A 24,063-nucleotide genomic window follows, 5' to 3' on the forward strand; every position below is an offset into this window, starting at 1 on the left:
AAATCATGGGAATAAAATTCACACAAAATCTAGGACTTGACTGGAATTTTTAATGGCAAAACATGAAGATGTAATAAATGGCGTTATTTTCCCAGTAGGAGAGAAAAATGAAGCATATGCACAATTTTTTGTGGGACAAAGTTATCTTAAATCATTAGTGTCTGATCCTAAAGTGAGTGTTGGTGTTGGGAATGTAACCTTTGAGCCAGGATGCAGGAATAACTGGCATATCCATCGTGATGGATTTCAAATATTATTAGTAACTGGTGGCGAAGGTTTGTACCAAGAAGAAGGAAAACCGGCTCAATTTTTAAAAACAGGTGATGTTATTGTCACCCATGATGGTGTAAAACACTGGCATGGCGATACGAAAGACAGCTGGTTTGAACATATCGCAATCACTGCAGGTAAGCCGGAATGGTTGGAACCTGTGGCAGATGAAGTATATGAAAATGCAACTAAATAAATTGTAGAATATGAGGCAAAGAAATAGATTAGTTGATACACTTAATAATTAATAATAATTAATAATAATTAAAACAAAGTCTCTGGCTACCAAGTCAGAGACTTTGTTTTTAAAACCTGATTTATCAAGTAACCTGTAAAATCAACTAATTAGGGCACTACTACTCTTTGGCCCGGACGCTTTGGCTGAACTCGCTTGGAGTCAGCCCAATATATTTGCGAAACTGCCGGGTAAAGTGGTTGTAATTTTGAAAGCCTACGTCATGTGCCGCTTCCGTTGCATTTCGATTCGTATGTGCAAGAAGCAATGCAGCCTGCTTAATTCTCATGCGGTTAAGTGCCTCCACAATCGATTCACCGGTGTTTTCTTTAAATAGGTGAGATAGTCGTGAAGCGGAGAGCCCAACACTACGGGCCAACTCCTCGACTCGAACACTCTCCTGCATCCGTTGGGCGAGCAAATACAGCGTTTCTTCAATCCGCGGGTCAAACCCGCTTGTATGCTGCTTTGCGAGCAGCATCAGGACCTCCCGCAGCGCGCCCAAGCACAGCTCGTGCCAATAAGCACCTTGTTCCCGGGAGTCAGACAGAATTCGGAGAAAAGCGTTGTAGATGCGATCCCTCACCGCTTGCTGCTCAATCTGACGGATGGTCAGCGCATCGAGTGGAAGTAGACTCGTGTCCATGAATCCGCCAGTAAAATGCGCCCAAACAAAATTCCAGTTTTTTCCTTTAGGTGTGCTGTAACGATGGGGTGTTCCCGGCTTCAACAGTGTTACGTCACCGGCCATTACGCGTTGCTCACAGCCATCTGCCTCGAAATAACCTTCACCGCCTAGCGTGTAAGTGATAAGCCAGTCACTCATTCCGTCCGGACGTACAATAGAATAGGTGTCGCTTTCATGGTAATGTCCTGCGATCACCATGCGGTAGGCAAATCCGCTATAGTTGGAGGGGCTGTCCAGCTCCATGGTGCTCATCCTTTTCTAAATGGTATTTTATTAAGGATAGTTTAGCTTAACTGACGGCAGCATACAAGTGTACTTGTGAAGAAATAGCAGAATCGTATGTGTTTTTAGCAAGATTCATCCTTCTTCTAACCTTTATTCCATCCGTATAATAAAGGTGTGATAAAAATCACTTACAGTAGAATTAGGGGAGGGTAAAGACATGGTGTATAACCATCGAATATTAACGCATGAACAAAAGCGACAGTTTGAAACGGAAGGTTATTTAGTAGTCAAAGGATTGTTTACGGAGGAGCAACTGTCGGAGATTGACAAAACCTTTGAGGACATCAGCAATCAGGTGATTCCGGGATATTTTGAACCCGATTTGCAAAAGGAAACAACCGACCCGCTAAAGCGCTATCCAAGAGTTATGCATCCACACCGTTTTAATGAAAAAGCTAAACGGTATATGCTCCATCAACCGGTAATGGATGTGCTTGCTGATTTATATGAGGAAGAACCGTTGGCAGCCCAAAGCATGTTCTATTACAAGCCACCGGGCGCACGGGGACAGGCGCTTCATCAGGATAACTTTTACTTAAAGGTCGAGCCGGGCAACTGCATCGCTGCCTGGACGGCCATCGATCCGGCAGATGAGGAAAACGGCGGGTTGTTAGTTGTGCCAAAGACGAGTGCGTATGATATCGTATGTCCTGAATTATCCGATTCCAAGGAATCTTTCACAACACATTATGTGAAGCCTCCGAAGGATCAAAAGGCCATTCCCGCTGTTATGGAGAGGGGCGATGTGCTCTTTTTCAATGGGAATCTAATTCACGGCTCCTACCGCAATAAAACGAAAGATCGATTCCGCCGCTCGTTCATATGCCACTACGCTAACAGCTCGGCCACGCACATTGCCACACATTATCGCCCTCTGTTCCGTGTTGACGGTACAACGGTGGAACTAGAGAGCAATCCGGATGGAGGTCCGTGCGGAGTTGAGTATGATTCACCGTATATCCACTAAGCGTGAGCCACGGCTCGAAGTGCTAATGTCTTGGTGGGGGATGAGCGGACTGGGAGTTCAAAACGGCACTCGAAACGAATGGAGCATGGAGGAGAAGTTCCGGTCCATCGCCGAGGCGGGCTACGACGGCATTAACGGGATGCTGCCGGAGGGCAAGGAGGCTGAACAATGGCACCGGTTACTGGATCAATACAACCTTTCATACAGCGTAAACGCATATCCGAAAACGGTGGAGGAGCTGGATGATTTTCTTTGCAAGGCAAAATCGTTCGGAAGGGTCGATTTCGTCAACGTCCAGGTGATGAGACCGTTTCTGGTCGGAGATCAAGCGGTGAAACTGCTTGCGGACATGGCAGAGCTCTCGAGGTCAGCAGGCATCCCGGCGTTTATCGAAACGCACCGGGGCACGATCACGCAGGATCTGCTGCGCACGGTTGAGTATGCTCAACTCTTACCTAGGATTGAATTGACGATCGACTTCTCACATTATGTGGTTGCTGGGGAAATGCATACGGTCTCGGACGAGGCAGAAGAGTTGCTCAAGACGCTACTCTCTCGGACGAAGAGCATACACGCTCGCGTATCGAACGGGGAGCAGGTACAGATCGATATACCCATGTTAGCTAGCTTGGATGGGAAGGGTGCAACTGAAATCGAGCACGAACACCCGATGTTGAAGCACTTTCAACGATGGTGGCTTGGAGGTATGCGCAGCTGGCGTCAAGGTGCAAAGAAAGACGAGGTGCTGCCGTTTATCTGCGAGCTGGGCCCGCCACCTTATGCGATCACAGTGCGCGGCATGGACGGTGTGGAGTGCGAGGTAAGCGATCGCTGGACGCAAGCACTGCTGTTTGCAAGGATTGCCCGGTCCTTATGGGAACAGGTTTAATTTAAGAGCAGGTTTATGTTTCGGTTTTAATATCTGTTCGCCAATTGGAAGGAGAAAATCGTTTTTCATGAGAGCATATAGTATTGACGTCAAAAATACACCAAAAAGAGATATACCCACTTGAAACAAAGCTAGGTGGAACAAATATTGACAGGGAAAGATATAGCTTTACAAACTATTATATAGAAAGAATATAAAGAAAACCTATATTCTATTCGATTACAATAAAAATCAGTTGCTTCATTAACCAAAGAGCGCTTTTTTTCTCACCCAAGCCGAGCCGGAATTTTGCATATGTACAAACTTCAAAACCTGTTGTGCATAAGTTATTAAGGACTTATTTAAAAGGCAGGTGAATTTTATGCATTTTGGTCAATCCTGGCCGCAATGGCACCAGCAGCATCCTCACGGTACATGGCAACAGTGGCAGCAGCAACAACAGCATCATCAGCAACAGTTTCCGCACGGCTCTTGGCAGCAGTGGCACCAGCAACATCCTCATGGTACATGGCAACAGTGGCAGCAACAGCATCATCCACATCTGCCATTCGTCCCTTGGCATCAATGGCATCAGCAGCATCCTCACGGTACCTGGCAGCAGTGGCATCACATGTATCAAAGGAAATAATGAAATTATTGTATCACGGGTGAAAAATCGCCACCTAAATATTTGAAGATTATCATCATACAATTTCAGGGGCGATGCTTCAATAACGAAGGATCGCTTTTTTTTTATTAAAGTAAGCTGCCTCTTTATTTTAATTGTTGGGATTAGTCATTTTTCATTGCCACAGATTTTTATTCTGTGGCGTTTTTTTTATGGGTATCCAATGATTTGAAGTAAATCGATACTTGAAAAATACGGTTGCCTAATATGAGAGCTAGGTATTCCTATTTTTTTTGTCGTATTTAACAGAAATTTATTTTTAAAATCTGAATTAGAAGAGTTAGACGATACGTTCATTCATTGTTATACGATACGTAGGCAAAAAGAAAAAAGAATAAAAAAAAGAAAAAGAAAAACAAAAACAAGAAGTTCTCTACCGATTGCATAGAGAAAATATCCTAATCAGTAGAAGTAATTGTTGTATCTTTTTACACAATGTATCCAGAGCTTAAAAGAGGAGTCATAAGGAACCTTGGTTTTGTTTTGTCACAAACTATTCAAATCTATTTGAAAATCAACCTGTCCTTTTTCTTCTATTTTCCATATATAAACTATGAAAGATTTTAATAGAAGAAGGGTTAGTGATGGAAGATGGCAAAGTTTAGAATGATACATATTGATTTTTGGAAGAACCCGATTGTGTTGGAAGAAATGAGCCCAGAGGACAAGTTATTTTACCTTTACCTTCTTACGAATGCAAATACAACTCAAATTGGAATCTATAAGATTACCAAAAAACAAATGTCGTTTGATTTGGGATTCTCCATGGAGAGTGTTCAAATAGTGATGGATCGATTCATTCACCATCACAAGGTGATTCGTTACAATCCTGAGACGAGAGAACTCGCGATTAGAAACTGGGGGAAAGACAACCTGTATAAAGCAGGAAAACCAGTCATGGATTGTATCACTAGCGAATTAAAGGAAGTCGAGGATACCTCACTGATTCAATATGTGTTAGAGCCCATTCAGAAACAGGAAATTCGTAGTTTGTATTTATCTTTTTGTAAGCAAGTAAGAATGGTTAACATCAAGGAGGATATCAATCAAGATGAAGACGATACATATTTAGATTCTAACCTTGAAGAGGTTGACGATGTGAATTCTACTAGGCAAATAGAAAACCAACAACAAAAAGCTCTTGATCAAGATATAAAGAATAATTCTGATATGGGGAATCCCTTACAGCAGAATCAAAACGATGTGAAAGAAATTATCGAGTTTTGGGATAGTAATGGATTTGGTTTTACCAACGTGAGTGCGAAACAGCAGCTGTTAGTTTGGTTAGATGATTCTAGTTTTTTACAGCCGAAAGAAATGATTTTAAAAGCCATGAATATTGCCTGTGCCAATAACAAGCGAAGGCTGAGCTATGTGGTTGGCATTCTGAAAAACTGGGAAAATGAATCGTTACTAACGATTGAAGAAATTGATTCCTACCATGAGAACCAAAAGCCCGTTCTAAAGCAGGGGAAATCAACCCAATCATTTCCTGCAGGTAGAGCGATTCCAGATGGATTTGAACTCGACCTTACGGCAGGTGAAGAGTGATGAGTATAGCAGAAAAAGCATTTTTAGGAAGCTTGATAAAAGCGGAATATTTACTCAAGGATACCGTGATCCAGCCTGAACAGCTGGAAAGTACACGGCATAAGGAAATCATGCGAAGGATGCTGGATTTAACACAGGCGGGTAAAAATATAGATTTAATCTCATTCACAACCCTACCAGACCTCGAATCCTTAGGCGGAATGTCATACCTTTCTGAGCTGTTATCGTATGCAGATCTGGAGAGATTTGACGGGATAGAGAAGCTCATTCTTGATCTGTGGAAGGAACGGGAAAAGAGAAATATCTTAAATGTGGCAGCCATAAATGATTGGGAGATTGCTAAGGTCATTGGTGAATTGGATAAAATTAACCAAGCAAAGATGGATGATCACACGTCCTTACATCAGGCATTATCAGATATCTATGAGGCACCATGGGAGGATCAACTAACGCTGAGAAGTGCAACTACGGGTATAAAAAAACTCGACGAAGTGACGGGAGGCTTTCAGGAGGGAGAAGTGACGATCTTAGCAGCAAGACCATCGATGGGAAAAACCGACGTCATGCTTCATTTTGCAAAAATGTCGGGCTGGGCGGGTTATTTGCCGCTACTATTCTCCCTAGAAATGCCTGAAAAGCTGATAACTTCCCGTTTAATTGCTTCGACAGGGGGATTTAACCGTGGGAAAATGAGGGATCCAAAAAGAATGTTGAATGAAAATCAAAAGAATAAATGGTCGGATGTGATTGGAGATCTCAGTGATACGCATATACAAATTTTTGATGGGTCTGGACAAAGTATAGCCGAAATGAGAGCGAAAACGAGAAAAATGATGAATCAGTTTCCACACAAGAAACCAATCCTTTTAATCGATTACTTAACACTGATTCATTCTGGTCAATTTTACGGAGGGAACGCCCATTTACAAGTAACGGAAATATCCAAATCTCTTAAAGCGCTGGCGAAGGATTTTAACTGCCCCGTTATTTGTTTGGCGCAGCTTAATCGGTCGGTAGAATCAAGAGTGGATAAAAGGCCGATGATGTCTGATATCCGGGAATCGGGCAGTGTGGAACAGGATGCTGATGTCATATTGTTCTTGTATCGTGAGTCGTATTATGAAAAGGAAACTCAGAATCATGCACTTGAAATCATTGTTTCAAAAAACCGAAATGGTCCGGTAGCTACCATCCGAGTGAATTACAACGAGCATACAGGAAGAATTGAGGACCACAGGGAATAATGTCATCTCCTTGTAAACATTCATTAACCATTTATGAATAATAAAAATCTATTACTGAGGTGTAGCCGCATGCTTGTAAAAGATGCTTATTTTGATAGTTTACGTTTTCAAGAATCTGCGTTGGCCCATTACATCCATCATTTACTTGGAGAGATGAAAATTTCATTGGATGACGATATGTCCAAGCTAGACTTTCAACAGGCAGATCATCAGAAAGTAAGGGAAATGATACAAAACAATGTATTAGGTATACATAAAATTCGCATCTACTCACTGAAGATGAACCAGAAGGATTTTGTTTTTATCTATGCAGCCAGCGAGCAAGAGGCCATCCAGTTCTATACTAAATCATTTCATCAAACCCCATTGAACTGTCACGAATATTCACTAGATTTTCAGCTTGCTAGAGGGAATGATGTGATTTCGTTTCGTGACATTAGAAAGGAATACGAGGATCTACCTGCCATAGCGGGGTATTTTAACAAGACATATAGCTAGGTAGTAACTTGAAAGGGGGAATATTCATGAGTAAACGAACGGGAACTATCGCCATGATCACAGCAGTTACCAGTATCGCATTCTATTCATTGACATCACAGAAAGAAGAAACGGCACATGAGATCAGTCTTCAGGTTACTGTAAATCAAGTGAGTGATGTACCTATTACGTTTGTCGATATCATTGATGGCGATACCATTATAGTGAATGTTTAAGAAAGTCCATGTCACCTCTCTACTAGTAAAACCAGCAGAATAAACTAACTTTACAAAAGATTTTTCCTACCCATTTCATTCTAAAAACCATAAAAAGCCACACAGTTATATAAAAGCTGTGTGGTGAAATGAGAGGTATCTCTAGAAAAGTCCACAAATAAATATTTTTTGATTCAATTTTATCTTGTTTATTCCAAAACGATTCAAAATGAATGGAAACAAACCACTTTTTATGGCAGTATTTCTTCAGTGAAATAATCCAGTACCATACATCCAGCTCCCTGGGCTACGATGTTGTAGGCTGCGGTTGATTTTATAATCTGAACATGACTTTTAGGATAGTGCATGAGTCGATTCTTTGCTGTTTCAGAGACCACTTCGTAAAAAAGAGGTTTCGGGACCAAGGTTCCTCCGCAGACAACGATATCCGGTCGCAAAAGGAAAATTAGATTACTAAGGCCGATGCCAAAATAATAAGCTGCATCCTTCACTACCTCAAGGCAAAGAGGGTCTTCTTGCTCAAGAGCATTTAAAATATGATGAAAATCGATTTCATCTACATCATTAATCCTATCTTGAAGGAAAGAAACACGATCACGCTTCATCCGACGGACCACTTCGTTACGGATGGCTGGCAAGCTGCTATATGCTTGTAGACAACCATACGAGCCGCATGAGCAACGCCGTCCGTGTATATCAACTACTATATGTCCCATGGCATCATCCATCTCCATTTTATTACGAACCAATCTACCTTGTAAGATGGTACCGCAACGAATTCCCATATCACTTGAGACAAAAACTAAATTATCTGTTTCTTTCCAATAGTTTTTACGGTATTCAGCTAATGCTGCTAGATTTGTTCCGTTATCTATGAATACATTAGTATGACTATATTGTTGTAAATAGTCGACGATGTTAAGGTTGTCCCAGCCCGCTGCAGGAAACAGCCGTGGGTTTATGATAACCCCAGTTTCTTTGTCAATTGGATCAAGAACGCCAATTCCCATTCCCAGCAATTTCTCTCTTTGAATATTGTGTTTGGACAGTAGATCATCGACACATCGGGAGACAAAATTTAATGTGTACTCTCCCGTGCATTGTGAATCCATCCTTAATTTTTCACTGTCTACGATATCTAATTTTAAATCAAGGAGCAGCACTGTGGTGTATAGGTTGGTGATTTCAACACCAATTAGATAATAAGCGCTAGGCTTGATGACATACATCAAAGGTTTACGTCCTCCACTTGACTCCCCAATTCCACTATCGTAGATAAGTCCTTCCTGAACAAGCTCGTCCAGTAAACGTGTACATGTCACATGTTTGTATCCAGTAATTTCAGTAAGTGTATTAATCCTGACCGGTCCTAACTTACGAACTAGGCTATATAAAAGTTTTAGACTCTTTGTTTTAGGTGATGTTAAGCCTGCAAATTGCTTGAACATATACTTCCTCCAAATCAATAAGGGTATTTTATATTTTAGCTGATTAATTCATATAGGAGAAGATAATACGAAGAACTTTCTTCAATTTTGAAAAAAAGAAACCTGATAGATAGTGATTAACAGTATATTTGAAGATTTTTTATATAAACTTTTTTTCAAATCGGTATTTAGTTATTTACAAAGTCAGCAAAATCTATTACACTTTTTTTATAAATTGGTATGAAAAAAGGAGATATTTTTAATGCATAAACTGCAAGATATTTTAGAAGCTAGAGATTTCATCATAAGTAAGACTGGCAATCGTCCAACGATTGGTATGATTTTAGGATCAGGATTAGGAACTCTTGCAGATGAAATCGCGAACCCTGTCACAATTCCTTATTCCGAGATTCCTCACTTCGCAAAATCTGAAGCAATTGGCCATGCAAACGAATTAGTAATCGGGGAACTAATGGGAAAGACCGTAGTGGCGATGAAGGGACGTTTTCATTATTATGAAGGCTTTACGTTAGATGAAGTCACTTTTCCAGTTCGTGTAATGAAGGCGTTGGGTGTAGAGAATCTACTCATTACGAATGCATGTGGTGCTATTAATACAAGCTTCAACCCAGGAGATTTAATGTTAATTACGGATCATATCAATTTAGTCGGTACAAATCCATTGATTGGGCCAAATAATAATGAATTAGGAACCCGTTTCCCTGATGTTTCTCAAGTATATAATCGTGAATTACGAAATATTGCTGCTAATGTAGCAAAAGAACAAAATATCACCTTACAACAGGGCGTTTATGCTTGGTGGAGTGGACCAGCGTACGAAACTCCAGCTGAGATTCGTATGATTCGAGCATTAGGAGCGGATGCTGTTGGTATGTCAACTGTCCCAGAGGCGATTGTAGCGATTCACGGAGGGTTGAAAGTACTTGGTATTTCCTGTTTAACCAATATGGCATGCGGGATTCTAGATCAACCATTAAGCCATGATGAAGTCATTGAAGTGGCTGCTATGGTAAGAGAGAAATTTATCAACCTAGTTAAGGAAACCATTAATAGAATGTAATCGTTATATTTTCATGCTGACTTTTTATCATCATGATAAAAAGTCAGCTAAAGATGAATGATCTTTTCTACTTTTAGGAAACGAGTTTTAGTCCTATGGTTGCACCTAAAATCAATGCAATACAAGCAATTCTTCTCCAATCTTTTGATTCGCCGTAAATCATAATGCCTAACAGTGCACCACCAGCTGAGCCAATTCCTGTCCATATTGCATATGCGGTCCCCATAGGTAGAGTTTTCATGGCGTAGGCAAGAAAAAGAAAACTAGATCCAAATCCGAGAATTAATAGTAATAAGGATTGCCAATTACGACTGGTATTCAATTTATTTATGGTAACCACACCAAATGCTTCACATAATCCTGCGAAAATTAATGATATCCACGCCATTAGGACTCAGCCCCTTCTTGAGTATCGTCTTTTGTTAATAATTTCAATCCAAGAACACCAGCTAGTAAAAGTAAAATCAACATCATTTTTTCCACCTTGATGGGTTCTCCAAAGAATATGATTTCAGATATCACCGTTCCTGCTGTCCCCAATCCTACAAAAACGGCATATACCGTACCGACAGGAAGTTTCCGTCCAGCCATTATGATTAAATAGAAACTCACAATAATCGAGATCACTGTTCCAGTCCAAGTCCAAAAACCATTTGCATGTTTTAGACCTATCACCCAAAACACTTCAAAAAATGCCCCAATAAACACTTTCATCCAATTCGCATTCATTACCTATTACCTCCAATAATAATTTTTTTAAAACAAAAAAAGCCTGAGAGATCACTGTTAAACAGTATCTCCCAGGCTTTTATCCTTCCGTGACACAGCATGGCTGTGAGTTTTCTCTCGGACCAGACCAACACAGTGGTTGCGGAACCCTAGAAAACATTTACGTATACAATTACAATCGATTATATAGATATTTAATATTTATTCAATAGTAAAATATGTAAAAATGAGACTATAGGCAATAGAAGGAGGTATTTCTGGTGACAATGATTTTCATGTTTCAAAAAAATATGATTATTGAATTGCTAACGTTCTAAATTTAATATAAATTACAGATATCGAAACGTTTTTGTGGAGGTTTTAAAATGGCTACAATGAAAGATATATCAAAAAAAGCTAATGTTGCACTTTCTACCGTTTCAGCTGTCATTAATCAATCAGCATATGTCAGTCCGGAACTTACGAAAAGAGTGATGCAAGCTATCGAGGAACTAAATTACAGACCAAATGCAGTAGCACGAAGTTTGAAAAAGAAGAGCACCGACACCATTGGTTTCATCGTGACAGATATATTAAACCCATTTTATCCGCCAATGATCAAAGGGATTGAGGATGTAGCGTTTAATCATAATTTCAATGTTATCCTTTGTAATACATCAAATGAACATTCTAAAATTTTGACCTATTTAGAACTAATGCTAGAAAAACAGGTTGATGGTCTCCTTTTAGCGAATATTGCTTTATCGGAGGATTTAATCGAAATTGAAAAATCAGGATTACCATATGTTCTCATTAATAGAAAACCCCCATTCTATGATAAGAATTTTGTTGGAGTGAATAATCCACTCAGTTCTGAAATAGCAGTTAATCAATTAGTTTCCCAGGGTTACAAAAGAATTGCTTATTTTGGAGGAGATTTGAAAATAAACACTGCAAGAGAAAGAAAAGCTGGATTTATTAGCTGCATGACTCATCATGGTTTAGACCTGGATCCGATGCTTGTCTTTGATGGGGAATACACGTTGGAATCGGGATATTCCAATGTAAAACAGATGCTCGAACAAGTGGAAACGTTACCTGATGCAATTTGTACGGTAAGCGACATAGTGGCTTTCGGAGTTATTAAAGGACTTAGAGATTCTGGGATTCGTGTTCCAGAGGATATTGCTGTCATCGGAAATGATAATAGCTCTTTTTCCGAAAACTTTCTTGTTCCGCTATCTAGTGTCGATCACTCTACATATGAAATGGGTAAATTATCGATGGAGTTGCTTTTACAGCTGATCAAGGATAAGAATGAAAAGGTGCCTAGACAAATAACACTTACTCCTTCTTTAGTTATTCGTGAAAGTTGCGGGTATACGAAAAATAGTGTCAATTATTGAACTTCTGCAGGTAAAAAAGTGAGACAGGAACAGAGAGAGGATACTTGTATGGTACATCTAAAAGCAAAGTATTTTACCTATTTACTCAATGTTTCGGTCTCATATAAAACATAGGTTTTACAATATTCAGAAAAAACTATTGATTTTAAAATCAATTCTATTTATACTAAATTCATGAAACGAAACGTTTCGGTGAAAAAGAAACAAATAAACGGTTTCATCACTTTGGTTTTCTGTTTTCACAAGTTAGAAGTCTATTTTACTTTTTCCATATAGTTAATAGATCTATTGGACAGTAGGAAACCAGGTGTTTTGGACCAATAGAAGTAGTAGATATTTATCTTTGTTGAAATCTATTATTTTTTATTATTGAACGAAACGTTTCGCTGAGTCTTAATGATGATACTAAATGGAGGGATTATTTTGGAAAAATTAATTATTACAGTTGCTCCAACTGGAGCTCAGACAACACGCGAACATACCCCTTATGTGCCACTTTCACCAAAGGAAATCGCAGATTCCGTTTATGAAGCTTATCAAGCGGGAGCGTCCATCGCACATATTCACGTCAGAGATGAAAGCGGTAACAATACCCTTGACTTAGATACGTATATTGAGACAGTGAATCGTATACAGGACAAATGTGACATTATTATTAACTTAACGACGGCTGGTGGAGTGGCGATGGACGATGAAGATCGGCTGCGTGTATGTGAATTAGGCTCTGAGATGGCAACGTTTGATGCTGGTACTATGAATTTCGGAACTGATGTCTTTTACAATACACCAACTTTTTTAGAGCGTTTGGCCATAAAAATGAAAGAATATCAGATAAAACCTGAAATTGAAATATTCGATGTTGGAATGATTGAAAATACAATGCGAATTGTTAAAAAGGGCCTGATGGAACCTCCATTTCATTTCCAATTTGTATTAGGTATTCATGGCGGCATGCCGGCTACACCAAAAAATTTAATGTATTTAACGGAATCTATTCCACCTGGTTCAACCTGGTCAGCTATTGGAGCGAGTAAGGACCAACTAGCTATCAATACCATGAGTATTCTATTGGGAGGACATGTCCGAGTAGGAATGGAAGACAGTGTTTATTATCGTCGGGGTGAATTAGCTAAAACAAATGCTCAATTTGTTGAAAGAATTGTAGATTTGTCTAGAACGTTAGGAAGAGAAATTGCTACACCAAACGAGGCAAGAGAAATTTTAGGACTGGATCCTACAAGAAATAGAAAACTGAAAAATGTGAGTAGTGTCCTTAAGTAATACAGTAAGTGTTGTGGATTTATTAACTTGTCTAACACATTTCAAGGAGGAATACATATGAGAATTGCCATAATGGGTTCGGGTTCCTTAGGTACTATAATTGGGGCCTTGATTACTGCAGGAGGACAAGAAGTAGATTTAATTGATATTAATAAGGAACATGTAGCAGCACTAAATCATTATGGTGCGAAAATTACTGGTTTTATGGATCTTACTGTACCCGTTAGAGCATTGTTGCCTAATGAAATGACTGGTAAGTACGATTTAGTATTTTTACTGACCAAACAAGTATATAACCAAACTTCTTTAGAACAATTACTTCCACACCTCAATCCCGATAGTACCGTTTGTACGCTACAAAATGGTATACCTGAGGATTTTGTTTCTTCTTATATAGGGCGCGAAAGAACCATTGGGGGAGTAGTAGGATTTGGGGCAACATGGTTAGGACCTGGTGTTTCTGAACTCGCAACAGAAGTACATACGTTAGAAAATTATGCCTTTGACATTGGAGAACTAGATGGGAGGTTGACTTCACGTCTCGAGAAAGTAAAAAAGGTTTTGGATTTAGTAGGTCATTGTCATATCTCAGATAATATCATGGGAATCAAATGGTCAAAACTTTTAATGAATGTAACATTTAGTGGCATGTCAGCTGCATTAGGCTGCCTTTTTGGTGATGTTTTAGCTAGTGAGACAGCCATGCAAAGTTTAGCACATATTGCAGATGAAACCATAAAGGTTGCACGAGCACATGGAATTAAATTAGAACTCATGCAAGGAAAAGATATGGAATTCCTTGAGCTCCAAGACGAAAGTGATATTCCGAATAAAATGGATTTTTATCAAGAAGTATGGGGCCCTCATAGTAATACAAAGGCGAGCATGCTGCAAGACTTGGAGAAGAATAGAAAGTCAGAAATTGACTATATCAACGGCTTCGTATCTAAAAAGGGAAGGGAAGTAGGAATTAAAACCCCTTACAATGATCTTGTTGTCAAATTAGTGAAAGAATCTGAGAATCATGGTTGTCCTCCAGAGTTCACAGTGAATATTAAACATTTTGAGCCTAGTTTAGTAACTACGGTAATCGACCATGATTAAAAATATTGCTGTATTAGGTGCAGGTACCATGGGGCATGGCATAGCAGAAGCTTTTTCGATGTATGGATATGACGTTAATCTGTATGATACAGACGAAAAAAGATTAAAGGATGCTCTAAAAGAAATTGAAGAAGAGCTAAAAATGTTGGTAGATGCCAACTTTATCGAGTCACAATCTGTACAGTTAACTCTGGAGCGAATTACAATATGCACGGATTTAAAGCAAAGTGTTGAAGATCGTGATTATGTCATTGAGGCTGTTCCTGAAATAATAGAGCTTAAGCAAAATCTTTTTAAGCAATTGGATGAATATTGTCCATCACATACGATTTTTGCCAGCAATACGTCGAGTCTGCCTTTAACCAGTATGATGGAATATATCAGTGACAAACGGAAAGAACAAACGATGGTAAACCATTGGTATAATCCAGGTCATTTGATGCCCCTCGTAGAACTATCATATTTTGGGAATATGCCAGATAGTATTTTTAAGGAAGTAGAACAATTATATCATTCTATAAAAAAGCAAACGATTAAAGTTCTACAGGATATACCAGGACTAATAGCGAACAGAATTCAACAAGGCATCGCTAGGGAGGTTTTCTCTCTCATTGAAATGGGGGCTGCAACCCCAGATGATATTGATAAAGCACTAAAGTTTGGTCCAGCATTTAGATATGCTACCACGGGACAATTAGAGATAACCGATTTAGGTGGTCTGGATATTTGGTGTACCGTTGGTGATAATTTGTTAAAGGTTATGGATCATTCTCAACATGCCAACGAAATGTTAAGGCAAAAAGTTGAACAAGGAAAACTAGGTATTAAATCTGGTGAAGGATTTTTCGAATATAAACAGGATGAAATATCTGCAGTCAAGAAGAGGTTTGCGGAAAGACTTATCCATCAACTTAAAGCATCTGAGTCCTATATCGATAAATCCTCTATCAAAGAAGAAGTTACTAATTAATACACAAAATAATAGTTTGAGCTATCCTATCCTAATAGGGAGACCTTCCCTATTAGGATAAACACGGAAGTGAGTAGAAAATACATAAATTAATCAAGGAATGGAGTGTTTATACTTGCCACTTATAGCATTGGCTTTAGGAATCGTCATATTATTTATTTTAATCATAGTGTTCAAGCTTAATGCATTTTTATCTCTCATGCTATCCGCTTTATCTGTGGGACTTATCCTTGGTATGGAACCACTAGTCATTGTCAAATCCATTGAAACGGGACTTGGAGGAACTCTAGGACATTTAGCCATCATCATTGGGTTGGGCGCCATTTTTGGAAAAATCATTTCTGAAGGTGGTGGAGCCAATAGAATCGCAACCTCTCTCATTAAAATTTTTGGTGAGAAAAGAGTGGATTGGGCGATTTGCATAGCCTCATTCTTGATGGGGGTCATATTATTCTATGAAGTTAGTTATATTCTAATCATACCAATCGTCTATACAGTTGCCATTGAAGCAAAAGTTAAGCTGTTGAAAGTGGGTCTCCCGTTTCTAGCAGCCATATCAATCACACATGTCTTTTTACCTCCGCATCCAGGACCAACTGCTATAGCAGGTGCATTAGGGGCAAATTTAGGTGTTGTTCTGGGGTATGGCTTGATTCTAGCCATTCCAGCTGCCGTTATTTTTGGACCGCTATTTACAAAGTTATATAAAAATTGGGATATCGAAATTCCCATGCATTTAGTATCAAAGAAAGAATTCAACATGGATGAAGTCCCATCCTTTGCAACGTCCATATTAACCACTTTGTCGCCTGTTATTTTGATTTTGATAGGTGTCATTGCGGAATTTTCATTACCTGAAACTTCTATCATTCGGAAAATTTTAACCTTCATTGGTAATGCTGATATGGCTTTACTTATAGCGCTTTTTATCGCAGTATACGTATTTGGTTTGCATAAAAAAAGAAAGACGATGCCTCAAATCATGAAAATTGTAGAAGAAGCACTGATCGGAATGGGAGGAATCATTTTCATTCTCGGTGGTGGCGGTGCCTTTAAACAAGTGATTCTTGATAGTGGAATGGCAGATTATATTGCTGATTTTACAAGTGGATGGAATATATCACCATTTATATTAGCGTGGCTTATTGCCCTTATCATACGGATTGCTGTTGGGTCTGCGACCGTTACTGTTTTAACTACCGCTGGAATTATGTTACCAATAGTAACAGCTACTGGTGTTAGTCCTGAACTGATGGTACTCGCGATTGGAAGTGCCTCCATTGCTTGGGCGCCACCAAGTGATGTATCTTTCTGGATGACAAAAGAATATCTTAACTTGACTATAGGACAAACAGTTAAAACGGTGTGTTTCATGTATACCCTTGTTGCGATTTATGGAATTCTTGGAGTACTAGCATTGAACATGATTGTTGGGTAATTTTTTTAAGTTAAATAAAATTGTATTTTACCTGGTGTAAAAGAACAGATATCTTAAAATTAACGAAAATACCTCCTTCCAGCGTTGAATGGAAGGGGGTATTATTTATTTCAATATATTAGATAGAACCCCAAACTCTATAAGCAATATTAATAACGTGTTTAATATTATACATTGATCCTCTTATGTTAAAATATTTCCTTCTTCTGTACTAGCAAAACCACATTGTGGACTTAATGCTAAGTTATCTAAAGGAATAGACTGGCTTGCATTATTGATTCGTGCTTGAATGGTGTCAGTATTTTCTAAATCGGCAATTTAATAGTTAAAATATAAAACACCTTAATCAAAAACTCAAACGGTAAGTGGTTTTGTTAGGGCTAGGATACACGTTCCTGTAAATATGTTTGAACATGATGATTGGATTCTTTCCTGTGTAACTTCCGTACAAAAATATTATTAGCCAAAAGTGAAACGATGATAAATACCGTACCAAGGAGATCGAACATGGAGACAGGATTCCCTTGAAAGATTGAAATTAAAAGTGTTGTAACGGGAACAACGTTAATGAACAACAGTCCATTTAATGGCGATAGTATACTCACACCGATATTCCAACCAAGTAACGCAATAACGCCAGGGAAGATTATCATAAACAATAAATGCGGGCTTACTGCTTTGATGTTACTTTCTGATGGAAGTGATATATATCCAAACAGCGTTGCCCCTGCTACAAGAACTATGGCCGTAATCGTTCCAAGTAAACAGCTTAATGTTGAATACCGTAAAACGGACCACCCGCTAAACTCACGACCACCCATCGTGTAAATAACCCATCCAATAACGGCCATTAATATGAGTATGAAAGGTATAAAATGATCCGTGGCACCTAGAAATGCTTGAATATTACCTTTTGTTATCACTAACATGGCACCAATAAATGACACGAGCACACAAATTAATGTGAAGAAATGGGGGCGCTTTTTAAAAGTCAGCCATACAATCACAATGGAAATCATAGGCATAAGTGATTCCATTATGGAGGCCACCATCACTCCTGATTCACCTAATAAATCTTCTCCCCAGAAGATGAATAGATTATAGACAGTAAACGCCATTGTACCGAAAAACCACAATTTAAAACCTTTTCCTTCAAATCGAAAAGCCTTCATTCCTTCTTTCCATAGCAGTATTGGTAGTAGGATAAGTGTTACAGCTCCATAACGAATGACTGTAAAATAAAAGGGATCAATATATTTGAAAGCTGCATGTGCTACAGGAAACATGGCTCCCCATGAAGCTGCAGCAATAAAACATAAAATCGCACCTAATAGAACATTGTTTTTCAATTTTCTGTTTCTCCTCTCTTCTCCCAAATTAACTGAATTTATCATCTATCTTTTTGGTAATCTTGTAAAATGAATGTTTATAATGATTTCCATCATTTTTTTTGATATCATAAAATGAATAAGAATACGGGTAAAGGGTTGAAAAATAGTGGAATTTAAGGACTTGGAGATTTTTCAGATGGTGGCCGAAAAGGGAACAATCACAGAAGTGGCTAAAGAGTTTAGATATGTGCAATCCAATATTACATCGAGAATTCAAAAACTCGAAACCGAGTTGAATACCCCTTTGTTTAACCGACATCGCCGCGGGATGAGTCTGACACCTGAAGGAAAAAAACTATTAACTTATAGTAAACAAATATTATTGTTATCAGATGAAATGAAAAAAGCCGTTCAAAGTAAAGATGAGCCGCATGGGAAATTAGAGATTGGAACCATTGAAACAGTCTTTCATTTACCTGAAATATTATCTAAGTTCATTAAGAAATATAAGAATGTTGATTTATCACTATATACTGGTGTAACCGAAACATTAGAGGAAGATGTATTAAACCATAAGTTGGACGGAGCGTTTGTGACAGAATCAGAATTTCATCCCGATCTTGTATCACATGAAGTGTTTCAAGAGGAGCTTGTCTTAATCTCCGATATGCGCGCCTCCACATTAGAAGAGTTGAATGGGCAGCCTATTTTATGTTTTGGAGAAGGTTGTGGATACCGAGCACGTCTTAAGGCTTGGTATAAAGACCAAAACATAACACCTCAAAAAATAATGGAATTCGGTACATTAGAAACTATCTTGCGTAGTGTTTCGATGGGACTTGGTATTACATTTGTTCCAAAGTCAACTGTCATCCATATGGAAAAAAGTGGACTCATCCAATGTCATTCACTTCCGGATCAATACAGTAAGATTAAAACCGTTTTTATTCGAAGAGCCGATACGTATTTAACTTCAACCATTGAAAAATTCATCGAAACATTTGAACCGAATAACTGAAAAAATAGAAGTGTCTAATAAATTCTTAAAATCTCCATATTGAAATAAATGGTATAATTTAACAACATTAAGGTGACAGGCACCATCCAGTAAAAATGGATGGTGCCTGTCACCTTTTATGCTTAATGGAGGAATAAGAGATTCGTCCCATTAAGGGGTTTTTCCATGTGTTTAATATGATTTAGACCATTAATTTTAAATTTCAATAAAGTTGCACGAGTTCAGCGAATCTGTCAACGAACAACCATTACGATATCGCTTTCATTAATAAATACGAATGATTGGTTGAGTTTTAATTATTATCGTTCGTGTTTTGGTGAAAATTTCTACTTGTCATTGTTAAAAATATAGGATATTATAATCAAAAGACAAACGATAGGGGTTGTGTTAGGTGTTTGGTACCCAGACGAAAAAGGTAATGTTACTTGGATCAGGTGAACTTGGAAAAGAGACGATCATTGAGGCTCAGCGTCTTGGGCTGGAGACGATTGCGGTTGACCGTTATGAAAATGCTCCGGCGATGCAGGTGGCCCATCGTTCTTATGTTGTGGACATGCTTGATGGAGAAGCACTTCGTAGAGTGATAGAAAAAGAGAAACCAGATTTGGTGGTTCCCGAAATCGAGGCGATTGCTACCGAAACATTGGTGGACCTTGAAAACGAAGGTTTTCGTATCGTACCGACAGCTAAGGCTGTGAACCTGACCATGGATAGGGAAGGAATTCGCCGATTGGCAAGCGAAGAACTAGGGATTCCAACAGCGAAGTACGCTTTTGCGGACACACTATACGAACTACGGAATGCTGTACTGAAAATCGGCACTCCCTGCGTCATTAAACCCATCATGAGTTCTTCTGGAAAAGGGCAAACGGTTTGCCGTTCAATAGAGGATATAGAATGTTCATGGAATGAGGCGATGGCAGGTGGAAGAGGTAAAAAATCCCGAATGATCGTGGAGGAATTTATCCATTTTGATTCTGAAATCACTCTTTTAACAGTACGCTCTGCTTCTGGAACTACCTATTGTTCTCCTATTGGGCATGTGCAAAAAGATGGGGACTACATTGAATCTTGGCAGCCGCATGACATGTCGGAGGAACAAATTCTTGAGGCGCAAGCAATTGCAAAAAAAATCACCGATTCACTCGGCGGGTACGGAGTTTTTGGAGTGGAATTATTCCTTTCTTCAAATGGTGTCTATTTTAGTGAAGTGTCACCACGACCACATGATACGGGGATGGTTACCATGGTTACCCAAGATTTATCCGAATTTGCCTTACATGTAAGGGCCATTTTAGGCTATCCGATTCCGGATGTTCAGCTATTGAAACCAGGTGCAAGTCATACGATTAAGGCCACAAAAGAAAGTATGACCTACCAAATATCTGGTGTAGCTGAAAGCTTATCGTTCCCTCAAACACAGGTTAGAGTATTTGGAAAACCAGAAACAAAAGTGGGACGACGAATGGCGGTAGTGTTAAGTAACGGGGAATCTGTAAATGAGGCTAGAGAACGGGCGGAATTAGCAACTTCTAAAATAATGATAACATATGAAGATTAACTCTTTGGAATCAACAAGACCATACTATGTGGAAAGAGGGATGGATGTATGCATACAAAAAATCGTTGGTTAATCGCTTTGTCGGCGGTTGGAATACATATTTCGATTGGTTCGGTTTACGCTTGGAGTGTTTTCACAAAACCACTTCAACAAGAAATGGGCTGGGGATTAAAGCAGATTTCCTTTACGTTTAGTTTGGCCATTCTATTCTTAGGGTTATCTGCAGCCTTTTTAGGGCATTTTGTAGAGAAGTTTGGTCCGAGAGCAGCAGGAACACTAAGTGCTTTGTTTTTTGGGGCTGGAGTTGCAGGGGCAGGTTTTGCCATTCAAGTAGAATCATTGCTATTACTCTATTTATTTTATGGAATGATCGCTGGAATTGGGTTGGGAGTTGGGTATATTACACCTGTTTCTACACTGGTAAAGTGGTTCCCTGACAGAAGAGGTCTTGCTACAGGGCTAGCGATTATGGGGTTTGGATTTGCTTCCTTAATCAGCAGTCCGATTATGAATTATTTAATCGTGAATTATGGAATTTCGAATACCTTTTATCTATTAGGAGCGGCCTACTTCATTATCATATTTTGTTCTGCTCAATATCTTGCTCCGCCGAAAGCGGGCTGGGTACCGAAGGGTACCGAGGCAGCAGGCCATAAATCAGGCGGTTTGAAAATAAAACAGGATTTGCGTCAGTTAACTGCCAATGAAGCAGTCAAAACAAGACAGTTTTGGGCATTATGGTTGATGTTATTTATCAATGTTACCTGTGGAATTGCGATTCTTTCTGTTGCATCGCCGATGGCGCAAGAGTTAGTAGGAATGTCAGCAACCGGGGCAGCAACAATGGTTGGAATCATGGGGTTATTTAACGGCGGTGGAAGGATTGTCTGGGCTACCATCTCTGATTACATTGGCAGACCAAATGTCTACACACTATTTTTTGCTTTTCAAATTTTTGCTTTTTTTATGCTTCCAAATATAACAGTAGCTATTCTATTTTCTATAATCGTTTATATGATCATGACTTGTTATGGAGGAGGCTTTTCTTCCATACCTGCCTATATCGGTGATTTGTTTGGAACGAAGCAGCTTGGGGCTATACATGGATATATTTTAACTGCATGGGCAGCAGCCGGTCTAGCAGGACCCATTTTTGTATCATGGGTCAGGGAAACAACCGGAAGCTATCAAGGGACATTAGTCATTTTTTCAGGAATCTTTATTGTCGCTCTAACCGTTTCAATCCTCATCCGTCTTGATATCAAGAAAATAAGGACCATGAGTGAAAATCAAATGATGAAAAATGCGGGGGAATTTTTAGAAAGTGAGCTTACTTAAGTCTTTTTGCAAAAAGCTGCCAATTGGGCAGCTTTTTCTGTTCACCTCACATCTAAGTTGCTTTTAGATGAGATGATTTTTATCAAGCTTTACAAAATCACCTTCTTTGATTTGATTCTTTTGAAACCATCCAAGATTCATTTCGAGAGCATAATGATAATAAATTAATGGATCATAGGTAGGACATATCTCCTCTTTACATGGCACCATATCTAGTATTTTTAGAATTCTCCCATCCGAATCAAGAAATGCAATTGATAAAGGAATTAAGGTGTTTTTCATCCAGAAACCGCCATATGTTTCTTCTGAAAACACAAATAGCATCCCCTCGTTTTCGGGTAACTTTTCTACAAACATTAAGCCCTTGTCTCTTATTTTTGGAGTATCTGCAACTTGAACAGTGATGTTGATTGTCCTTTCTCCACTGTAAACTTTAATCATTTTCGTTTGAAGACTTGTTTCTTTTTTTGGACGAAATAGAAAACCAAATAATTTAATTCTATTTTTCAATTTATTCACTCACCTTGTCTTTTACCTTTCATATAAAAAGGTAGAAAGTTGGAGATAAAACTCCTTTTCACTTCCACTACCTATGTTATGGTTTAAATATTAACTTTGATAAGTAAAAAAAGTGTAAGTACGACCTAATCTCCTTCTGACATAATCGATTCTTATATTAGATTTTTTTTACCCGAATTTCATGATATCCTAATTAAGTATAAGAATAGCAGGAGGTAGTAAAATGGCGATAGTCGATATTACAGTGATTCCGGTTGGGACAGGCACACCAAGTGTCAGTGAGTATGTAGCTGAAATACAAAAAGTTCTTCAACAGTATGAGGGAAAAGTGAAGTATCAGTTAACCCCAATGAGTACGCTAATTGAAGGTGATTTAAAATTATTGCTTGAGATTGTTCAAGAACTACATGAAGTACCATTTCAAAAAGGTTTGCAAAGAGTATGTACGAATGTTCGAATTGATGATCGGCGCGACAAAGAAAATACAATGGAGCGTAAGCTACAATCGGTTCAGGCAAAAATATAGCGTGACGAAGTGTTTATATAAATAATGATGCAATACATAATAATATTATGTTAACTGGATATTTTTTTATATTTTACATCATTAAATAGATGATGAAAAGGAGGGAGTGCAACACAATGGATTTTGAAACGGTAATGCAGGAATTGGAAGCTCTCAGCAATGAAAGATTGAAAAAGATGTACATAGGAAATGGTGCGCAGGAACCGCTTTTTGGTGTAGCTACAGGTAAAATGAAGCCGATTGCAAAAAAAATTAAGATAAATCAGCCATTGGCCGAGCAGCTTTACGCTACTAGGAACTACGATGCCATGTATTTTGCCGGCATCATTGCGGACCCAATGGCAATGACGGAGGCTGATTTTGATCGTTGGATGGATGGTGCGTATTTTTATATGCTGTCAGATTATGTAGTCGCAGTCACTTTGGCAGAAGCTGATATTGCACAAGTTATTGCCGATAAATGGATCGCAAGCGGTGAAGAACTTAGAATGTCGGCAGGCTGGAGCTGTTACTGCTGGCTTTTGGGTAATCGCCCGGATAGTGAATTTAGCTCAAGCAAGCTTGCCAGTATGCTTGACCAGGTGGAAAAAACGATTCACGATTCTCCTGATCGAACGAAATCTGCTATGAATAATTTTATTTACACAGTCGCAATTTCCTATCTGCCGCTCCATGAAAAGGCAATTGAAACCGCAAAGTCAATTGGCCCAGTTGAGATGAAGAGGGGTAAGAAAAAACCCAGCATCCTGCTAGCTTCAGAAAATATTCAAAAGGAATTAGATAGAGGGAAGCTTGGGTTCAAACGCAAATATGTAAGGTGTTAGCATAGTTTGTAGAGTAAATATA

Annotated in this window: 25 protein-coding genes and 1 riboswitch; of the genes, 18 read left to right on the forward strand and 7 right to left on the reverse strand. The window is 38.9% G+C overall.

Annotation, left to right across the window (positions count from 1 at the left end; all coding sequences use genetic code 11):
* Positions 1-52 precede the first annotated feature (52 nt).
* Entirely contained in the window at positions 53-466 is a 414-nt protein-coding gene (locus CHI06_RS01830) for a cupin domain-containing protein (protein WP_095246718.1), read from the forward strand.
* A 160-nt stretch (positions 467-626) separates the two neighbouring features.
* Here CHI06_RS01830 and CHI06_RS01835 read toward each other — a convergent pair whose 3' ends face one another.
* The gene (locus CHI06_RS01835; protein WP_095246719.1) at positions 627-1,436 is read right to left on the reverse strand and encodes a helix-turn-helix domain-containing protein; all 810 of its coding nucleotides are present in this window, start codon (positions 1,434-1,436) and stop codon (positions 627-629) included.
* Between the two features lie 199 nt (positions 1,437-1,635).
* Between CHI06_RS01835 and CHI06_RS01840 the strand changes: the two genes are divergently transcribed.
* Both CHI06_RS01840 and CHI06_RS01845 read left to right on the forward strand, forming a co-directional pair.
* Complete coding sequence (locus CHI06_RS01840) at positions 1,636-2,445, forward strand: phytanoyl-CoA dioxygenase family protein (RefSeq protein WP_095246720.1); 810 nt, start codon at positions 1,636-1,638, stop codon at positions 2,443-2,445.
* A gap of 40 nt (positions 2,446-2,485) precedes the next feature.
* Complete coding sequence (locus tag CHI06_RS01845) at positions 2,486-3,334, forward strand: sugar phosphate isomerase/epimerase family protein (RefSeq protein ID WP_257009130.1); 849 nt, start codon at positions 2,486-2,488, stop codon at positions 3,332-3,334.
* Between the two features lie 359 nt (positions 3,335-3,693).
* Here the strand turns inward: CHI06_RS01845 and CHI06_RS29600 are convergent, their stop codons facing one another.
* On the reverse strand, positions 3,694-3,882 hold the full coding sequence (locus tag CHI06_RS29600) for a hypothetical protein (protein ID WP_179292505.1): 189 nt from the start codon (positions 3,880-3,882) through the stop codon (positions 3,694-3,696).
* Positions 3,883-4,592: 710 nt separating this feature from the next.
* Here CHI06_RS29600 and CHI06_RS01855 point away from each other — a divergent pair.
* From CHI06_RS01855 to CHI06_RS01870, 4 genes are all read left to right on the forward strand, one after another.
* Entirely contained in the window at positions 4,593-5,552 is a 960-nt protein-coding gene (locus CHI06_RS01855) for a DnaD domain protein (RefSeq protein WP_257009131.1), read from the forward strand.
* Positions 5,552-6,796: a DnaB-like helicase C-terminal domain-containing protein gene (locus CHI06_RS01860; RefSeq protein ID WP_095246722.1), complete on the forward strand. Its 1,245-nt coding sequence runs from the start codon at positions 5,552-5,554 to the stop codon at positions 6,794-6,796. Before CHI06_RS01855 ends, CHI06_RS01860 begins: the two co-directional genes overlap by 1 nt.
* Positions 6,797-6,865: 69 nt before the next feature.
* Positions 6,866-7,294, forward strand: a complete 429-nt coding sequence (locus CHI06_RS01865) for a hypothetical protein (RefSeq protein WP_095246723.1) — start codon at positions 6,866-6,868, stop codon at positions 7,292-7,294.
* Between the two features lie 26 nt (positions 7,295-7,320).
* Positions 7,321-7,509, forward strand: a complete 189-nt coding sequence (locus tag CHI06_RS01870; RefSeq protein ID WP_095246724.1) for a hypothetical protein — start codon at positions 7,321-7,323, stop codon at positions 7,507-7,509.
* A 230-nt stretch (positions 7,510-7,739) separates the two neighbouring features.
* On the opposite strand, the gene CHI06_RS01875 is transcribed toward CHI06_RS01870, so the two are convergent.
* Positions 7,740-8,957: an ROK family protein gene (locus CHI06_RS01875; protein WP_095246725.1), complete on the reverse strand. Its 1,218-nt coding sequence runs from the start codon at positions 8,955-8,957 to the stop codon at positions 7,740-7,742.
* A 241-nt stretch (positions 8,958-9,198) separates the two neighbouring features.
* On the opposite strand from CHI06_RS01875, the gene CHI06_RS01880 reads away from it, so the two are divergent.
* Positions 9,199-10,017 (forward strand): purine-nucleoside phosphorylase, encoded by an 819-nt coding sequence (locus tag CHI06_RS01880; protein WP_095246726.1) that lies wholly within the window; start codon positions 9,199-9,201, stop codon positions 10,015-10,017.
* A 73-nt stretch (positions 10,018-10,090) separates the two neighbouring features.
* On the opposite strand, the gene CHI06_RS01885 is transcribed toward CHI06_RS01880, so the two are convergent.
* Together CHI06_RS01885 and CHI06_RS01890 are read right to left on the reverse strand one after the other, a co-directional pair.
* Positions 10,091-10,405 carry a DMT family transporter gene (locus tag CHI06_RS01885; RefSeq protein ID WP_095246727.1) on the reverse strand — a complete coding sequence of 105 codons (315 nt, stop codon included), beginning with the start codon at positions 10,403-10,405 and terminating at the stop codon, positions 10,091-10,093.
* Positions 10,405-10,746, reverse strand: coding sequence for a DMT family transporter (locus CHI06_RS01890; RefSeq protein WP_095246728.1), 342 nt, complete (start codon positions 10,744-10,746; stop codon positions 10,405-10,407). The genes CHI06_RS01885 and CHI06_RS01890 overlap by 1 nt, the downstream gene beginning before the upstream one ends.
* Positions 10,747-10,812: 66 nt before the next feature.
* Positions 10,813-10,910: riboswitch (guanidine-I (ykkC/yxkD leader) on the reverse strand.
* A 201-nt stretch (positions 10,911-11,111) separates the two neighbouring features.
* On the opposite strand from CHI06_RS01890, the gene CHI06_RS01895 reads away from it, so the two are divergent.
* From CHI06_RS01895 to CHI06_RS01915, 5 genes are all read left to right on the forward strand, one after another.
* Positions 11,112-12,131: a LacI family DNA-binding transcriptional regulator gene (locus CHI06_RS01895; RefSeq protein WP_095246729.1), complete on the forward strand. Its 1,020-nt coding sequence runs from the start codon at positions 11,112-11,114 to the stop codon at positions 12,129-12,131.
* Positions 12,132-12,554: 423 nt separating this feature from the next.
* The gene (locus CHI06_RS01900) at positions 12,555-13,412 is read left to right on the forward strand and encodes a 3-keto-5-aminohexanoate cleavage protein (protein WP_095246730.1); all 858 of its coding nucleotides are present in this window, start codon (positions 12,555-12,557) and stop codon (positions 13,410-13,412) included.
* 57 nt (positions 13,413-13,469) lie between these two features.
* Positions 13,470-14,516 carry a ketopantoate reductase family protein gene (locus tag CHI06_RS01905; RefSeq protein WP_095246731.1) on the forward strand — a complete coding sequence of 349 codons (1,047 nt, stop codon included), beginning with the start codon at positions 13,470-13,472 and terminating at the stop codon, positions 14,514-14,516.
* The gene (locus CHI06_RS01910) at positions 14,509-15,486 is read left to right on the forward strand and encodes a 3-hydroxyacyl-CoA dehydrogenase family protein (protein WP_095246732.1); all 978 of its coding nucleotides are present in this window, start codon (positions 14,509-14,511) and stop codon (positions 15,484-15,486) included. The genes CHI06_RS01905 and CHI06_RS01910 overlap by 8 nt, the downstream gene beginning before the upstream one ends.
* A 115-nt stretch (positions 15,487-15,601) precedes the next feature.
* The gene (locus CHI06_RS01915) at positions 15,602-16,924 is read left to right on the forward strand and encodes a gluconate:H+ symporter (protein WP_095246733.1); all 1,323 of its coding nucleotides are present in this window, start codon (positions 15,602-15,604) and stop codon (positions 16,922-16,924) included.
* 380 nt (positions 16,925-17,304) lie between these two features.
* On the opposite strand, the gene CHI06_RS01925 is transcribed toward CHI06_RS01915, so the two are convergent.
* Positions 17,305-18,273, reverse strand: a complete 969-nt coding sequence (locus CHI06_RS01925; RefSeq protein ID WP_095246734.1) for a DMT family transporter — start codon at positions 18,271-18,273, stop codon at positions 17,305-17,307.
* Positions 18,274-18,421: 148 nt separating this feature from the next.
* On the opposite strand from CHI06_RS01925, the gene CHI06_RS01930 reads away from it, so the two are divergent.
* The 3 genes from CHI06_RS01930 to CHI06_RS01940 all read left to right on the forward strand — a co-directional run bounded on the left by CHI06_RS01930 (position 18,422) and on the right by CHI06_RS01940 (position 22,172).
* Entirely contained in the window at positions 18,422-19,273 is an 852-nt protein-coding gene (locus tag CHI06_RS01930) for a LysR family transcriptional regulator (RefSeq protein WP_095246735.1), read from the forward strand.
* A gap of 418 nt (positions 19,274-19,691) precedes the next feature.
* Entirely contained in the window at positions 19,692-20,834 is a 1,143-nt protein-coding gene (gene purT / locus CHI06_RS01935) for a formate-dependent phosphoribosylglycinamide formyltransferase (protein WP_095246776.1), read from the forward strand.
* Between the two features lie 48 nt (positions 20,835-20,882).
* Positions 20,883-22,172 (forward strand): L-lactate MFS transporter, encoded by a 1,290-nt coding sequence (locus tag CHI06_RS01940; protein ID WP_095246736.1) that lies wholly within the window; start codon positions 20,883-20,885, stop codon positions 22,170-22,172.
* Positions 22,173-22,235: 63 nt separating this feature from the next.
* On the opposite strand, the gene CHI06_RS01945 is transcribed toward CHI06_RS01940, so the two are convergent.
* A complete protein-coding gene (locus CHI06_RS01945) occupies positions 22,236-22,682 on the reverse strand; it encodes a DUF192 domain-containing protein (protein ID WP_095246737.1) in 447 nt (148 codons plus the stop codon).
* Positions 22,683-22,914: 232 nt separating this feature from the next.
* On the opposite strand from CHI06_RS01945, the gene CHI06_RS01950 reads away from it, so the two are divergent.
* Together CHI06_RS01950 and CHI06_RS01955 are read left to right on the forward strand one after the other, a co-directional pair.
* A complete protein-coding gene (locus CHI06_RS01950; protein WP_095246738.1) occupies positions 22,915-23,217 on the forward strand; it encodes an MTH1187 family thiamine-binding protein in 303 nt (100 codons plus the stop codon).
* A 116-nt stretch (positions 23,218-23,333) separates the two neighbouring features.
* Entirely contained in the window at positions 23,334-24,041 is a 708-nt protein-coding gene (locus CHI06_RS01955; RefSeq protein ID WP_095246739.1) for a DNA alkylation repair protein, read from the forward strand.
* Positions 24,042-24,063 lie beyond the last annotated feature (22 nt).

The sequence above is a fragment of the Bacillus sp. 7884-1 genome, from assembly GCF_002272245.1.
Classification (GTDB): domain Bacteria; phylum Bacillota; class Bacilli; order Bacillales; family Cytobacillaceae; genus Neobacillus.

Excerpts from the sequence above, each read along its gene's own strand:
- CHI06_RS01830 (WP_095246718.1), top strand. The coding sequence starts at position 53 with ATGGCAAAACATGAAGATGTAATAAATGGCGTTATTTTCCCAGTAGGA.
- CHI06_RS01835 (WP_095246719.1), bottom strand. The coding sequence starts at position 1,436 with ATGGAGCTGGACAGCCCCTCCAACTATAGCGGATTTGCCTACCGCATG.
- CHI06_RS01840 (WP_095246720.1), top strand. The coding sequence starts at position 1,636 with ATGGTGTATAACCATCGAATATTAACGCATGAACAAAAGCGACAGTTT.
- CHI06_RS01845 (WP_257009130.1), top strand. The coding sequence starts at position 2,486 with ATGAGCGGACTGGGAGTTCAAAACGGCACTCGAAACGAATGGAGCATG.
- CHI06_RS29600 (WP_179292505.1), bottom strand. The coding sequence starts at position 3,882 with ATGGCAGATGTGGATGATGCTGTTGCTGCCACTGTTGCCATGTACCAT.
- CHI06_RS01855 (WP_257009131.1), top strand. The coding sequence starts at position 4,593 with ATGGCAAAGTTTAGAATGATACATATTGATTTTTGGAAGAACCCGATT.
- CHI06_RS01860 (WP_095246722.1), top strand. The coding sequence starts at position 5,552 with ATGAGTATAGCAGAAAAAGCATTTTTAGGAAGCTTGATAAAAGCGGAA.
- CHI06_RS01865 (WP_095246723.1), top strand. The coding sequence starts at position 6,866 with ATGCTTGTAAAAGATGCTTATTTTGATAGTTTACGTTTTCAAGAATCT.
- CHI06_RS01870 (WP_095246724.1), top strand. The coding sequence starts at position 7,321 with ATGAGTAAACGAACGGGAACTATCGCCATGATCACAGCAGTTACCAGT.
- CHI06_RS01875 (WP_095246725.1), bottom strand. The coding sequence starts at position 8,957 with ATGTTCAAGCAATTTGCAGGCTTAACATCACCTAAAACAAAGAGTCTA.
- CHI06_RS01880 (WP_095246726.1), top strand. The coding sequence starts at position 9,199 with ATGCATAAACTGCAAGATATTTTAGAAGCTAGAGATTTCATCATAAGT.
- CHI06_RS01885 (WP_095246727.1), bottom strand. The coding sequence starts at position 10,405 with ATGGCGTGGATATCATTAATTTTCGCAGGATTATGTGAAGCATTTGGT.
- CHI06_RS01890 (WP_095246728.1), bottom strand. The coding sequence starts at position 10,746 with ATGAATGCGAATTGGATGAAAGTGTTTATTGGGGCATTTTTTGAAGTG.
- CHI06_RS01895 (WP_095246729.1), top strand. The coding sequence starts at position 11,112 with ATGGCTACAATGAAAGATATATCAAAAAAAGCTAATGTTGCACTTTCT.
- CHI06_RS01905 (WP_095246731.1), top strand. The coding sequence starts at position 13,470 with ATGAGAATTGCCATAATGGGTTCGGGTTCCTTAGGTACTATAATTGGG.
- CHI06_RS01910 (WP_095246732.1), top strand. The coding sequence starts at position 14,509 with ATGATTAAAAATATTGCTGTATTAGGTGCAGGTACCATGGGGCATGGC.
- purT (WP_095246776.1), top strand. The coding sequence starts at position 19,692 with ATGTTACTTGGATCAGGTGAACTTGGAAAAGAGACGATCATTGAGGCT.
- CHI06_RS01940 (WP_095246736.1), top strand. The coding sequence starts at position 20,883 with ATGCATACAAAAAATCGTTGGTTAATCGCTTTGTCGGCGGTTGGAATA.
- CHI06_RS01950 (WP_095246738.1), top strand. The coding sequence starts at position 22,915 with ATGGCGATAGTCGATATTACAGTGATTCCGGTTGGGACAGGCACACCA.
- CHI06_RS01955 (WP_095246739.1), top strand. The coding sequence starts at position 23,334 with ATGGATTTTGAAACGGTAATGCAGGAATTGGAAGCTCTCAGCAATGAA.